Annotated in this window: 11 protein-coding genes and 2 pseudogenes; 5 read left to right on the top strand and 8 right to left on the bottom strand. The window is 60.6% G+C overall.

The features are described from left to right. The first annotated feature begins 8 nt into the window (after nt 1-8). Entirely contained in the window at nt 9-2546 is a 2538-nt protein-coding gene (locus VDP61_RS13230; RefSeq protein WP_323007333.1) for a DUF4175 domain-containing protein, read from the top strand. An 80-nt stretch (nt 2547-2626) separates the two neighbouring features. Here VDP61_RS13230 and VDP61_RS13225 read toward each other — a convergent pair whose 3' ends face one another. Further along, nucleotides 2627-3166, bottom strand: coding sequence for a hypothetical protein (locus VDP61_RS13225; protein ID WP_323007332.1), 540 nt, complete (start codon nt 3164-3166; stop codon nt 2627-2629). Nucleotides 3167-3637: 471 nt separating this feature from the next. Further along, nucleotides 3638-3694, bottom strand: a pseudogene (locus VDP61_RS17895) (MJ0042-type zinc finger domain-containing protein); the annotation flags it as partial. Between the two features lie 195 nt (nt 3695-3889). On the opposite strand from VDP61_RS17895, the gene VDP61_RS13220 reads away from it, so the two are divergent. The 3 genes from VDP61_RS13220 to VDP61_RS13210 are packed head-to-tail and all read left to right on the top strand — an operon-like array spanning nt 3890 to nt 6203. Further along, on the top strand, nt 3890-4561 hold the full coding sequence (locus tag VDP61_RS13220) for a cell division ATP-binding protein FtsE (RefSeq protein WP_323007331.1): 672 nt from the start codon (nt 3890-3892) through the stop codon (nt 4559-4561). Nucleotides 4562-4581: 20 nt separating this feature from the next. Beyond that, a complete protein-coding gene (locus tag VDP61_RS13215; protein WP_323007550.1) occupies nt 4582-5457 on the top strand; it encodes a cell division protein FtsX in 876 nt (291 codons plus the stop codon). Then, nucleotides 5457-6203 carry a lysophospholipid acyltransferase family protein gene (locus VDP61_RS13210; protein WP_415234656.1) on the top strand — a complete coding sequence of 249 codons (747 nt, stop codon included), beginning with the start codon at nt 5457-5459 and terminating at the stop codon, nt 6201-6203. Before VDP61_RS13215 ends, VDP61_RS13210 begins: the two co-directional genes overlap by 1 nt. An 84-nt stretch (nt 6204-6287) precedes the next feature. Here the strand turns inward: VDP61_RS13210 and VDP61_RS13205 are convergent. Together VDP61_RS13205 and fnrL are read right to left on the bottom strand one after the other, a co-directional pair. After that, a pseudogene (locus tag VDP61_RS13205) lies at nt 6288-6386 on the bottom strand (PhzF family phenazine biosynthesis protein); the annotation flags it as partial. Nucleotides 6387-6469: 83 nt separating this feature from the next. Beyond that, the gene (gene fnrL, locus VDP61_RS13200; RefSeq protein ID WP_323007330.1) at nt 6470-7216 is read right to left on the bottom strand and encodes a transcriptional regulator FnrL; all 747 of its coding nucleotides are present in this window, start codon (nt 7214-7216) and stop codon (nt 6470-6472) included. A gap of 62 nt (nt 7217-7278) precedes the next feature. Between fnrL and hemN the strand changes: the two genes are divergently transcribed. Beyond that, nucleotides 7279-8634 (top strand): oxygen-independent coproporphyrinogen III oxidase, encoded by a 1356-nt coding sequence (gene hemN / locus VDP61_RS13195; protein ID WP_323007329.1) that lies wholly within the window; start codon nt 7279-7281, stop codon nt 8632-8634. A gap of 135 nt (nt 8635-8769) precedes the next feature. Here the strand turns inward: hemN and VDP61_RS13190 are convergent, their stop codons facing one another. Genes VDP61_RS13190 through VDP61_RS13175 form a run of 4 tightly spaced genes read right to left on the bottom strand, consistent with a single transcriptional unit; the run spans nt 8770 to nt 13800 of the window. After that, nucleotides 8770-10020, bottom strand: a complete 1251-nt coding sequence (locus VDP61_RS13190; protein ID WP_323007328.1) for a glycosyltransferase — start codon at nt 10018-10020, stop codon at nt 8770-8772. Then, entirely contained in the window at nt 10020-11627 is a 1608-nt protein-coding gene (locus VDP61_RS13185) for an ABC transporter ATP-binding protein (protein ID WP_323007327.1), read from the bottom strand. The genes VDP61_RS13190 and VDP61_RS13185 overlap by 1 nt, the downstream gene beginning before the upstream one ends. Beyond that, nucleotides 11624-12724 (bottom strand): ABC transporter permease, encoded by a 1101-nt coding sequence (locus VDP61_RS13180; protein ID WP_323007326.1) that lies wholly within the window; start codon nt 12722-12724, stop codon nt 11624-11626. The genes VDP61_RS13185 and VDP61_RS13180 overlap by 4 nt, the downstream gene beginning before the upstream one ends. After that, on the bottom strand, nt 12724-13800 hold the full coding sequence (locus VDP61_RS13175) for a microcin C ABC transporter permease YejB (RefSeq protein WP_323007325.1): 1077 nt from the start codon (nt 13798-13800) through the stop codon (nt 12724-12726). Before VDP61_RS13175 ends, VDP61_RS13180 begins: the two co-directional genes overlap by 1 nt. Nucleotides 13801-13802 lie beyond the last annotated feature (2 nt).

Below are 13802 nucleotides of genomic sequence, written 5' to 3'. Positions count from 1 at the left end.
CAAGGTAAATGACGCAAACGCAGCGCGACACAGTCAAGGCCAAATTGAAACGCCCGCTGGCGCTGACACAGGCGGGGCTATGGGCCGAACGGCTGGCCCGCAGCTTTTGGCCGCTGTGGACGGTACTGATTGCGACGCTGGCGACTCTTGCCTTTGGGGTGCAGGATTTTGCGCCATTGCCTGCGGTTTGGGCCGGGCTGGCCGTGGCGTTGGTTGCGGCGCTTTATGCGGCTTGGTGGGGCTGGCGGCAGTTTGTGCGGCCGGTTCAGCAAGACGCGCTGGATCGGCTGGATGCCACCCTGCCGGGGCGCCCCATTGCCACGCTGGCCGATAGCCAAGCGATCGGGGCCGATGACCCCGCATCGCAGGCGGTTTGGGCCGCGCATCTGGCCCGCATGGCCCGCGCGGCGGCAAGTGCCCGCGCTGTCGCGCCCGATTTGCGGCTGGCACGGCGTGACCCCTACGGGCTGCGCTATATCGCGCTGACGGGGCTGGTGATGGCGTTGATGTTTGGCTCGCTCTGGCGGGTGGCCTCGATAGCGGGGCTTGGCCCGACCCCGGCGCAGGCACTTGCCAATGGCCCAAGCTGGGAAGGCTGGGTGCAACCGCCGCCCTATACCGGCAAGCCCGCGCTTTATCTGAACGATATTGACCGTGTGACCTTTGAGGTGCCGCGCGGTAGCCGGGTGCAGGTGCGGTTTTACGGCGCAGTTGGGGCACTATCGCTTGCCGAATCCGTTTCAGGCCGGGAGGAGGCCCCCGACCCCACCGCACCCGCGCAGGATTTTGAGATCACGCAAAGCGGTGAATTGGCGATCAACGGCCCGAATGGCAGCAAATGGAACATCACCGCCAGCCGTGACGCCCCGCCCCGCATAAGCGCCAAGGGTGATCTGACGCGCGAAGCCGATGGCAGGCTGAAACTGCCGTTTGCGGCTGCGGATGACTACGGCGTGACCGGCGGCAAGGCGGTTATTGCGCTGGATATGGCAGCGCTTGACCGCCGCTATGGCCTTGCGGTTGCGCCGGAAAATACCGATCCGGTGACGCTGGATTTGCCGCTGCCGATCAGCGGGCAGCGCAGGGATTTTGCGGAAACGCTGGTCGATGATCTGTCCAAACATGTCTTTGCCAATCTGCCGGTGATCATCGCGCTGTCGGTCAGTGACGCGCCGGGGCAAACGGGCAAGGCGGCACCGCTGCACGTCACCCTGCCCGGCAAACGCTTTTTTGACCCGCTGGCGGCTGCGATAATAGAGATGCGCCGGGATTTGCTGTGGTCGCGCAGCAACGCGCCGCGCGCGGCACAGATTTTCAAGGCGCTGACCTACCGCCCCGAGGGGCTTATCCCCAATGAAAAGGCCTATCTGCGGCTGCGCGTGGCCTTGCGGCGGCTGGATGCGGATGCCGATACGCTGACGGTTGCGGCCCGCGATGACCTGGCCGAGGCGTTCTGGGAAATCGCCTTGCTGATCGAAGAAGGTGATTTGCAAGGGGCGCGTGAACGCTTGAAACGCGCGCAGGACCAGTTGGATGAGGCCATTCGCAACGGCGCCGACCCCGCCGAGATTGACAAGCTGATGCAAGAATTGCGCGAAGCGATGGATGACTACATGCGCCTGTTGGCCCAAGAGGCCGAGCGCAACCCAGAAGGAGACGCCGCGAATGAGCAGGAGTCGATGGAAATAACCGGCGACCAGTTGCAAAAGATGCTGGAGGAATTGCAAAAGCTGCTGGAAGAGGGCCGGATGGAAGAGGCCGCCGAATTGATGGAAATGCTGCGGCAGTTGATGGAAAACATGCAGGTGACGCAGGGCGAAGGCGGTCAGGGTGGCCCCGGCCAACAGGCCATGAAAAACCTTGGCGACACGCTGCGCGACCAGCAAGACCTGTCGGATGACAGCTTTTCCGAATTGCAGAACCCCGGCCAGCAAGAGGGTGATCAGCAAGGCGAACAGGGCCAGCACCCCGGCGAACAGGACGGCCAGCAAGGTGAAAAGGGTCAGGCGCAAGAAGGCGTGGGGGATGGCGGTCAGGGGCAAGGCAAAAGCCTGGAGGATCGCCAGCGGGATTTGCGCAACCGCTTGGGCGGCTTGAACGGCGATATGCTGCCCGGTGCCGGGTCGGAACAGGGCGAGGCTGGCCGTCGCGCGCTGGATGAAGCCGGCCGCGCGATGGAAGAGGCCGAACATGCGCTGCGCGAGGGCGATTTGCCCGGCGCGCTTGACCGGCAGGCCGATGCCATGCGGTCCATGCGCGAAGGCATGCGCAATCTGGGCGAGGCAATGGCCCAGGAACGCCGCGAAAACGGCACTGACGGGCAAGGCGAGGCCGTGGGCCGCGCCGACCCGAACTCCGCCCGCGACCCGTTGGGGCGTGAACCGGGCGAAGGCGCACGAATCGGGTCGGACCGCAACCTGCTGCAAGGCGATGATGTCTACCGCCGCGCACAGGATTTGCTGGATGAGATTCGCCGCCGTCAGGGCGACCAATCGCGCCCGGACAGTGAACGCGACTATCTTAAACGGCTGTTGGACCTGTATTGATCGCAAGGCACGGCGGCTTTATAGGCGGCAGATTGTGCTGTATCAGCTACGGGCGAAAGACAAACCAGACGTGAGCCGCTTCAACCGTTATCGCCGCCGGCCAGACCTTGCAGCGCGGTGATAGCCTTGCCCATGGCAGCATCAAGCCAGACCCGGGCGGCATCAACCGCCGCGACATACCCTTCCAACGCGTCTTTGGTTGCAGGCAATTGCTCGGCAATCCTTGGCGCGGCCAGATAGGTTGCGATCAAGACGACCGCGATCAGCATCACCAGAGAAAACCCGCTGCGAAAGCCGGTGTTCGAGGCGGACTCATCCGCAGATGCCGGATGCGCCCTTGCATAGTCATCGCCGCTGCGCTGCTCCGTGCTCGCCCGCAGGGTTGAATTTATCTCTTCGATATCGGGCAGCAAATCCCGCCGCGCGGTTGGTTTGTCGGTTGGTTCTGGCGCGGGTTCGGGGCCGCGCAAACGGGCCAGACGGTCGCGTGCGGCCTTGGCGGCACTGGCCGCGCCTGCGGTTTCTTCCAGCCCCAATTCTGTTTGCGATTCAAACGCGCGCGGCGTTTCAGAGCGTCGAACCGCAGCTTCACGCTCTGCCTCTTCGCGCAGCACCGCCATCAGGCTTTCATCCAACCCACGGCGCGGCGCAACCGGCCGTGCCCCCTGGGGACCATCGGCAGCCGAGGCCGCCTGGGGGTGTTGGGCGGGGGGGCTGACAGTCTCAGCTTTATTAGGCGCAAAGGGGGGGGCCGCGCTGGATGGCGGCGGGGTCTTGGATATATCGCTGCTACCGGGCCTTGCCCCGGCCGGTTTGTCATTGGCGGGGATTATGGCGGGCGCAGGGGTGTCTGCCACGCGATCAGCGTTGGCAACCGGCCCAGTGGCATCGGGATCGACAGCGCGCCCTTTTGTCGCCGGGTCGGCAGCTTGCGTGGGGGCTATGGTCGGGGGCGGCGGGGCAGAACCCTGTTGCGGCAATGGTGGGCGCAAAGCCGGCTCGAACGCCAGATCTTCTGCGTCTGGATCAGCGGGCATCTGAAACCAAGCGTGACCGCAATTTGAACATTGAACATCGCGCCCCGCTTCGGGGATAGCGCCGTCATCAACTTCATATTGCGCGTCGCAATTTGGGCACACCAGCCGCATCTACTCTCCTCGCCCCCCATAACCACACGTCGCTTTTGGTTTGTAACCGTGAAATACGGTATATCCAAGCCTTTGTACTCTATCTGAGTGCAATAGGGCGTTGAAACCTCTCCCACTCTGGGCAAAACTGCCACAAACGCGCGGCACCGGCCGCACAAGATGCCGCCCAAGACGCCGCATAGAACGGAGCACCGCGTGATCGCCTTTGAAAATGTCGCCTATTCCTATGGCGGGGGGGAATTGCTATCCGAGGTCAGCTTGCGGCTGGCGCCCGGGTCGTTTCACTTTCTGACCGGGCCATCGGGTGCGGGCAAATCGACCCTGCTGAAACTGTGCTATGCCGAACTGCTACCAACCGCCGGGCGGGTGACGCTGTTTGATCGCGAAGTGCGCAGCCTGAGCCGCGATGAGGTGGCGATGATGCGCCGCCGTATTGGCGTGGTGCATCAAGATTGCCAGTTTCTGGACCATCTGCCGCTGGCTGCCAATGTAACCCTGCCGGGCATGGTTTCGGGGCGCCATTCGGTCATGGCGGATCTGGAGGATTTGCTGAACTGGGTAGGGCTGGCCAAACTGGCCGATGCGCTGCCGCCGCAATTGTCGGGGGGCGAAAGGCAACGCGCCGCCGTTGCCCGCGCGGTTATCATGTCACCCGATGTCGTGCTGGCGGATGAGCCGACGGGAAACCTTGATTGGGAAATGTCATTGCGGTTGCTGACCTTGTTGGTAGAGTTGAACAAGATGGGCAAGACCATTTTGATCGCCACCCATGACCTGAACCTGATCCGCGCGGCAAAGCAACAGGTGCCCGCCCGCGTGTTGCGGATTGCCAAGCGTCGGGTGCAACTTGCGGGGGCCGATCTGTGAAACTGCAGGCCATTACGGATATGTTGCGCGGTGATCGCCAGGCCGACCGGGTGGTGCCGCCTTCGGGGCATACGGCCTGGCTGACCAGTTTCACCGCAGCGGCCATGACCTTTCTGGCGGTGTTTGCCTTGGCGCTGTCACTGGCCTCGGGGCGGCTGGCCGAGCGGTGGGGCGATGCACTGGCCCGCAGCGCCACAATCCGCATTTCAGCCCCCGCCGGGCAAATGGATGCGCAAACCCGTGCCGTGCTGGAGGTATTGTCCACCACCCCCGGCGTTGAACAGGCCCGCGCCATGACCGATGCCGAACAGCGCGCTTTGCTGGAACCGTGGTTCGGCCCAGACCTGCCATTGGATGCCTTGCCGATTCCGCGCCTGATCGAGGTGACCGAGGACGGCTCTGGCTATGACAGCGAAGGGCTGCGGCAACGGCTTGCCGCCGAGGCGCCCGGTGCGGTGCTGGATGACCATACGCGCTGGCGCAAACCGCTGGCCTTGGCGGCGGGACGATTGCGGCTGCTGGGGATGACCTCCATCTTGCTGATCGGGGCAACTATGGCGGCGATGATTACGCTTGCGGCCAATGCCGCCCTTGCGGCCAATGCGCAGGTGATCCGCGTTTTGCGGCTTGTCGGCGCACGAGATGTCTATATCGCCCGCGCCTTTGTGCGTCGGTTCACCCTGCGCACCCTGGGCGGATCAGCCGTGGGGGCGGGTGTGGGGCTGATTGGCGTGGCCTTCCTGCCCTCGGCTGATGTTGCGGGTGGTTTTCTGACGGGTTTGGGCTTTCAGGGCGCTGGCTGGCTTTTGCCGTTTCTCTTGCCACCGCTGGCCGCCAGCGTCGCCTTCTTTGCCACCCGCTTTGCAGCTTTTCGTAAACTCAAGGAATTGACCTGATGCGCCCTGTAATTTGTCACACAGTCCAATGGCTTTTGTCGCTGGTTTTCATCGTACAGATGTATCTGGCGATGCTGGTGATCGGCATCTTATACCTGCCCTATGCGCTTTTCAGCCGTGATGGCGCGCTGGCCGCCTGCCATGCATTTTGCGCCTGGGTAATGTTTTCCCTGCGCTGGCTTACCGGGATGCGAACCGAAGTGCGCGGCACACCGCCCAGGCATGAGGTTCTGATCGCCGCGAAACATCAGAGTTTTCTGGATATTCTGATGATCTTTCACGCCGTTCCGCGTGGAAAGTTCATCATGAAACGAGAGCTGATCTATGCCCCTATTCTGGGCTGGTTTGCGCTGCGGATTGGTTGCGTTCCGGTTGATCGCGGGAAACGCGGCGCTGCGATAACCAGAATGATGGCAGATGTGAAAACCGGCGCGCAACAGGCCGGGCAGTTGATAATCTACAGTCAGGGCACCCGTGTCGCCCCCGGCGTCAAGGCCCCCTACAAGACAGGAACCGCAGCACTTTATCTGCAATTGGGCCAGGATTGCGTGCCGGTTGCAACCAATGTCGGCGTGCTTTGGCCCAAACACGGGATATTGCGCAAACGCGGCCTGGCAGTGGTGGAGTTTTTGCCGGTGATCCCGCCGGGGCTGAAAACACCGGCCTTCATGGCACGGCTGGAAGAACAGGTGGAAACCGCCTCGGATCGGCTGATGGCAGAGGCCGGGTTTCATACCGGGGCGTAGGGGAAAAGCCCGGCCTCTTTCTCCAGCACGTTCCGCACGCCTCAGCCAACAAGATCGCGCAGCCAATGGTCGGATAGCCTGCATCTGCGCATCGCTTAAATCATCGGCGCCCAGAACAACGGCCAAAGGATTACCCGAAAATGGGGTGTTGGTGAACACATCCAGCGTATGAAACGCCAGCATCCCGGATACCTGACATAGCGCGCCTCCCTTCAGGTCAAATCACCGCGCGAAATACCGCGCCACCACACGCCCTTGCCGCACGATTACACCAGCATACCGCCATCGCTATCATCACCCGCCGCCTCTTGCAGCACGTCGAAATCCTCGATTGTAACGTGGCGCTTTCCCTCAAGCGAAATCACCCCATCCTTGCGCAACGCCGACATTTGCCGCGACACGGTTTCCAGGGTCAGCCCCAGGTAATCCGCCATCTCCTCTCGCGTCAAAGGCAGATCAAACACCAGCCGCCCCGAGGCCTGCTTCAGCGACAGGCTGGCATCGCGCCGCGCAATGATCGACAGCAGACTGGCAATCTTTTCCCGCGCGGTCTTGCGCCCCAACAGCAGCATCCATTCCCGCGCTGAATCAAGCTCATCCAGTGTCATTTCCAGCAAACGATGGCCGACACTGGGGGTAGAGAGCATCAATTCCTCAAACGGCTTCTTGCGGAAACAACACATCACAAGATCGGTCGCCGCAGTCACATCATAGGCCACGGTTGCACGCCCCGGCCTGCCCACAAAATCAGACGGCAACAGCAAACCCACCATCTGCCGCCGACCATCCTCCATTGTCTGGCTAAGGGTGGCCACGCCGCTGACCACCGAAGCCACGAAATCCATCCGATCGCCCGACCAGATCACGGTTTGGCCAGCCTCATAGCTGCGGTAATACTTGATCTGCTCCAACCGTAAAATTTCATCCCCTTCGCACCGCGCGCACACGGCGCGGTGGCGGATTGGGCAATCGCCACAATCATGGGTAAAGGACAGCGTGTCGAGTTTCGGCATATCAGGTTCCGATTTGATCTGTGTCAATGTTTCCATCGAGGTTATACGTCACAGCTACAAATATGAACACACAATCAGATCTCAAGCGTCTCGGACTATTTGACGCGCGCGTCCCGCGTTATACCAGCTACCCAACCGCCCCGCATTTTGCCGCGGGCGTAGGGCCAAGCCAGTTTATCGAGTGGATAGAAGCGGTGCCCGCAGGCGCGTCGATTTCCTTGTATATTCACGTTCCGTTTTGCCGCCGCCTGTGCTGGTTTTGCGCCTGTCGCACCCAGGGCACATCGTCGGATGCGCCGGTTATCGCCTATGCCGAGATGCTGCGCGATGAAATAGCCCTTTTACGCCGCCATTTGGCCCCGGGCGTTACCCTGTCACGGTTGCATTGGGGGGGGGGTACACCAACCCTGCTGATGCCCGATTTGATGCGTGCGCTGGCCGATCAGGTGTTTGATGCCGTGCCACTGGCATCGGGTGGTGAGTTTTCGGTAGAGATTGACCCCAACGAAATTGACGCCGCGCGGCTGGATGCATTGGCCGCATCCGGGATGAATCGCGCCTCGGTCGGGGTGCAGGATTTCGACCCCGAAATCCAAAAATCCATCGGGCGCGAACAAAGCTATGAGCTGACCAAGCAAGCGGTCGACATGATTCGTGAGCGGGGCGTGGACAGTTTGAACGCCGATATCCTGTACGGCCTGCCGCATCAGACAAATACCCGAATCGCTGATTCGGTACAAAAGCTGCTGACCCTGTCGCCCGACCGGGTGGCTCTGTACGGTTATGCGCATGTGCCGTGGATGAGCCGCCGCCAGCAATTGATCCCCTCTGACAAGCTGCCAACGCCCGAAGAGCGGCTGGGATTGTTTGAAACCGCGCGGGAATTATTCGCCTGGGATGGCTATACCGAAATCGGGATTGACCATTTTGCGCGCCCGACCGATGGCTTGGCCGTGGCGCAGGCAAATGGCCTGCTGCGCCGCAACTTTCAGGGCTATACCGATGATACCGCGACCGCGTTGATCGGGCTTGGTGCCTCGTCCATCTCGCGCTTTCCGCAGGGGTTTGCGCAGAACGCCAGCGCCACGGCGGCGCATACCAAAGCGATTCGTGAAGGCCGGTTCTCGGTGCATCGCGGCCATGTGTTTGCGGGTGAAGACCTGCTGCGCGCCCGAATTATCGAGGCGCTGATGTGTGATTTCCGCGTCGACCGGGCAGAGTTGTTGCGCGATTTTGACACCGCCCCCGAAACGCTTGAGTCGATGTTCCAGGCCGCCAAAACCACCTTTGGCGATATGGTATCGTTAAGCGATGACGGGCTGGCCATTCCGCTTCAGGCGCGCCCCCTGACCCGTATCATCGCACGCGCGTTTGACGCCTATGATCACGCCAAGGCGCAGCACTCCGCCGCCGTATAACGGATTTCCCAACAGGTTGCGCCTGCTCTGCTGCATCAGATCAGGCGCAAATACCTTGCAGCGTTTCGGCAGAGGCCCGAGTCGCCAATACCCCGCCACGCTACGCGCCCTTGGGTCATTGGGATCAACGATGTATCATGTATTTCCTGAAACGTTTTGAACTTTTGGCGCAAAGGCTTCGACAAAATCCACCAGCCGCGGCATGCAGATATTTTGCAGGTCGAAACCATCCAAAATGGTCTGCCGTGCCGCACGGCGCTGCGGTGTGAAGCGTTCCGGCCTTGCAAGGGCCTCGGTCAGCGCCGCCGACCATGCCGGGATATCAAAGAAATCAACCAAGCGGCCATTCAGCCCGTCCGTGATCAGCTCCTCGACCGGGGCAGTTTTGGACGCGACAACATAGGCCCCCGCCGACATCGCCTCAAGCATCGACCAGGACAGCACGAACGGATAGGTCAGATAGGCATGCGCCCGGCTGATCTGCATCAGCGCCACGAATTGCGGATAGGGCACCTTGCCAAGGAAATGCACGCGGCCAAGATCAAGCCTGTGCTTCACCTCCTCCAGAAAGATCTGTTTCCAGGTTTCGCCCGCACCGGCCCCGGCCCCATAGCTGACATCATCGCCACCAACGATAACCACCTGCGCATCGGGTCGCGCCGCCATCACCTCGGGCAGCGCGCGCATGAAGATGTGATAGCCGCGATACGGTTCAAGATTGCGGTTCACAAAGGTCAAAACCTCATCCCCTGCGCGCAAAACCTTGCCATTGGGCAGCGTGATGCTGGCCTGCGGGTTCGGGGCCATAACGGCCGTATTCACGCCATCAAATATTACCCGTATCAATGGCTGCAACGCGGGCGGATAAGTGCTGGCCTGCCATTGTGTCGGCGCAAGGGCAGCATCAGCATGCAACAAGGATTGCCCCAGATGTGCGGCTCGGGCCTGCGCTGTCATCACCGCATCAAAGCCCGCGCGCGAAAATTCCGGGTCAAAGCCAACATCCCGCGCCACGCCACGATAATAAAATTCGGCATAGACGATCAGCTTGGCATCAGGCCAAACCTCTTTCAAAAACAACGTCTCCCCCCAGCCGGAATGGCCAAAGATCACATCGGGGCAATAGCCATGCGTGTCACGCAATTGCAGGCAGGCGCGGGCCACCGTGACACCCCGGTCCGACATCTGGGTGAAATTGCGCCCCAAACGCGTGGCTTTGGGGTCGGGTGGCGGCATCTCATGGCGGTAGCGCAGGGTCGGAATTTTGCTGTCGCGCTTGTTCCCGGCATCGGTCAGCGCCCGGCATTCGTGGCCACGCGCCTGCAACGCGGGCGCAAGATACAAAAACTGGCCCGGAAAGTTCTGATGTACGAACAAGATTTTCATCACATCGCCTTGGTATTGCCCCGCCCAAACGCCGCTGCCATCAGGGTTTTGGTATATTCGGTCTGCGGGTCGTCAAATACCTGCGACCCCACGCCCGATTCGACCACATCGCCCTGTTTCATCACAATGACCTTATGCGCCAAAGCCCGAACAACCCGTAAATCATGGCTGATAAACAGATAAGCCAAGCCCTGTTTGCGCTGTAAATTGCGCAATAGCTCTACAATTTGCACCTGCACCGTCATATCCAGCGCGCTTGTCGGCTCATCCAGCAGGACCAGCTTTGGCCGCAAGATCATCGCGCGGGCAATCGCCACACGCTGCCGCTGACCGCCCGAAAACTCATGCGGGTAGCGGCCCATGGTTGCCGGGTCCAGACCCACCTCAACCATGATATCAGCAACCATCTGGCGATGGTCCTTGCCCTTTTCGGTGCCATGCACGCCCAGACCCTCGGCTATGATCTGTTCAATCGTCATGCGCGGCGACAGGCTGCCGTAGGGGTCCTGGAACACCACCTGCATTTCACTGCGTAAATCGCGCATCTGTTTTGTGGACCGGTTCTGAATGTTCTGGCCCATGAAGACAATCGTGCCTTCTGATGGGATAAGCCGCAAAATTCCCAGCGCCAGCGTGGTTTTCCCCGACCCGCTTTCGCCCACAATCCCCAGGGTTTCCCCGGCCCGCACCGAAATACTGGCGGCATTCACCGCCTTCACATGCCCGACCACCTTGCGCAGAAAGCCGCGGTGAATGGGGAACCAGACACGCAGGTTTTCGGTTCGCACAATCTCTTCGCCGCCCTCGCGTGCAGGTTCGGGGCGGCCTTTGGGTTCTGCCTCCAGCAGGGTTTTGGTATAGGGGTGCTGCGGGTTGTCAAAAATTTCGGCTGTGCGGCCCTGTTCCACAATCTTGCCGCCTTGCATCACGCAGACCCGGTCGGCGATGCGGCGCACGATGCCCAGATCATGGGTGATGAACAGCAGGCTCAGCCCCTCGGCGCGCTTTAATTCAGCCAGCAATTCAAGGATTTGCGCCTGAATGGTCACATCCAGCGCTGTCGTCGGCTCATCCGCGATCAGCAGGTCTGGCCCGTTGGCCAGCGCCATCGCAATCATCACCCGTTGGCGTTGCCCGCCCGAAAGCTGATGCGGGTAGGCACCAAGGCGGCTTTCGGCATCGCGGATGCCCACCTTGTCCAACAGCTCCAATATCCGCGCCCGCGCAGCAGGGCCGCCCAACCCCTGATGCAGCGCCAGGCTTTCGGCCAGTTGCTTCTCGATCGTGTGCAGCGGGTTAAGGCTGGTCATCGGCTCTTGGAAAATAAAGCTGATATCATTGCCACGCACCCGGCGCAGATCCGGTTCCGGCGCGCCGATCATCTGGGTGCCGTTATACAGGATCGAGCCCGAAATCTGCGCACTGGACGGCAGCAGCGCTACGGTGGAAAGCGCTGTCACCGATTTACCCGACCCGCTTTCCCCCACCAGCGCCACAGTTTCCCCCTTGGCCACGGTAAAGGAAACCCCCTGCACAGCCTGAATGATGCGGCCATCCTGACGAAAGCCGACGCACAGGTTTTCGACGGTAAGAACAGTGTCAGTCATTGAAAGGTCTTTCGCGGGTCAAAGGCATCGCGCACGCCTTCAAAGATGAACACCAGCAGTGACAGCATGGTCGCAAACACGCCAAAGGCAGTAAAGGCAAGCCAGGGCGCCTGCAGGTTTTGCTTGGCTTGCAGGGTCAGCTCACCAAGGCTGGGGGCCGAGGCGGGCAGACCAAATCCCAGAAAATCCAGCACGGCAAGGGAGCCGATGGTACCGGTGATGATGAACGGCAACATGGTCAGCGTGGCGACCATCGCATTGGGTAGCACATGGCGGAACATGATCACCCGGTCCGATACACCCAGCGCCTTTGCCGCACGAACATATTCAAAATTCCGCGCCCGCAGAAATTCGGCGCGCACCACACCAACCAGCGAGGTCCAGCCAAACAACACCATCAAACCCACGAGCAGCCAAAAGTTCATTCGCCAGATCGCGGCGACGATGATGATGATGTAAAGGCTGGGGGTTGCGCCCCAAATCTCCAGCACGCGCTGGAAAATCAAATCGACCCAACCGCCAAAATAGCCCTGCACCGCCCCCGCCGCGACCCCGATGACCGAGGTGAGAAAGGTCACGATCAGCGCGAAAGACACTGACAGCCGGAAGCCATAGATCACCCGCGCCGTCACATCGCGCGCGGTATCATCGGTGCCGAGCCAGTGGTTGGCATCGGGCGGGCTGGGGGCGGCGCGGCCAATATCGTTGATCGTGTTAAAGCTATACGGGATCGGCGGCCACAGCACCCAGCCCATTTGCGCCCCTTCCAGCGTGCCTGCGTTCAGTGCGGCAAGCGAGGCTTCCGGGTCATCCAGACAGGCCTCTACCCCGCCCGACCGGATCAGGCAGCGCACCTCGGGGTCGCGGTATTTTGCCTCGGTCCTGAAATCGCCGCCAAAGGCGGTTTCGGGGTAAAACTGCAAAAACGGTGCGCGAATATCGCCGCGATAGCTGACCAGCAACGGTTTGTCATTTGCCAACACCTCGGCAAAAATCGACAACCCGTAGAGGACCAGCAACAGCCAAAGCGACCAGAACGCCCGGCGGTTGGCCTTGAAATTGCGCCAGCGGCGTTGATTAAGCGGGGAAAGTGCCATCAGCCGCGCCCCTCAAAGTCAATGCGCGGGTCAATCCAGACATACATCAGGTCCGACACGATCCCAACCAGCAACCCCATGATACCAAAGGCATAAAGCGTGCCGAACATCACCGGATAATCGCGTTCCACCACGGCCTTGAACCCCATTTGCCCCAAACCATCCAGCGAAAAGATCGTCTCGATAATCAGGCTTTGGCCAAAGAAGATCGAAACGAACGCCGCCGGGAATCCCGCAATCACGATCAGCATCGCGTTGCGGAACACATGACCATACAGCACCTGACTTTCCGACAGGCCCTTGGCCTTGGCCGTCATCACATATTGCTTGCCGATCTCATCGAGAAAACTGTTCTTGGTCAGCAAGGTCAGCGTGGCAAAGCTGGCGATGGTCGAGGCAAGGATTGGCAGCGCCATATGCCACATATAATCCAACGCCTTACCCAGCAAGGACAGGTCCGAAAACCCTTCGGAAGTCAGCCCCCGCAGCGGAAAAATCTTCCAATATGACCCGCCTGCAAACAGCACCAACAGCAAAATGGCGAATAAAAACCCCGGTATCGCATAGGCCACGATAATTGCGCCGGACGTCCATGTATCAAACGGCGTGCCATCCCGCACCGCCTTGCGTATGCCCAGGGGGATGGAAACCAGATAGGCAATCAGCGTCGACCACAACCCAAGGCTGATCGAAACCGGCATCTTTTCCAGCACCAGATCGGTCACGGAAATAGACCGGAAATAGCTTTCGCCAAAGTCAAACCGCGCGTAATTCCACAGCATGTTCAGGAAACGCTCCATCGGCGGCTTGTCAAACCCGAACTGCTTTTCCAATTCGGCAATAAATTCGGGCGGCAGGCCCCGCGCGCCCAGATATTCGCTGTTGCCGGCGTTTTCAGTGCCCGCATCGCCTGACCCCGATATCCCTTGCAGCGCATCACCGCCGCCATCGAGCCGCGCCAAAACCTGTTCAATCGGGCCGCCGGGCACGAATTGAACCATGGCAAAGTTGATGATCATAATCCCAAGCAGCGTTGGAATGATCAGCAACAACCGCCGAAGAATATAGGCACCCATAC

It is taken from the genome of Pseudorhodobacter sp. (assembly GCF_034675685.1).
In the GTDB taxonomy this organism is placed as follows: domain Bacteria; phylum Pseudomonadota; class Alphaproteobacteria; order Rhodobacterales; family Rhodobacteraceae; genus Pseudorhodobacter.
Note: the sequence above shows the minus strand (reverse complement) of the source record. Positions and strands in the feature narration are given on the sequence as shown.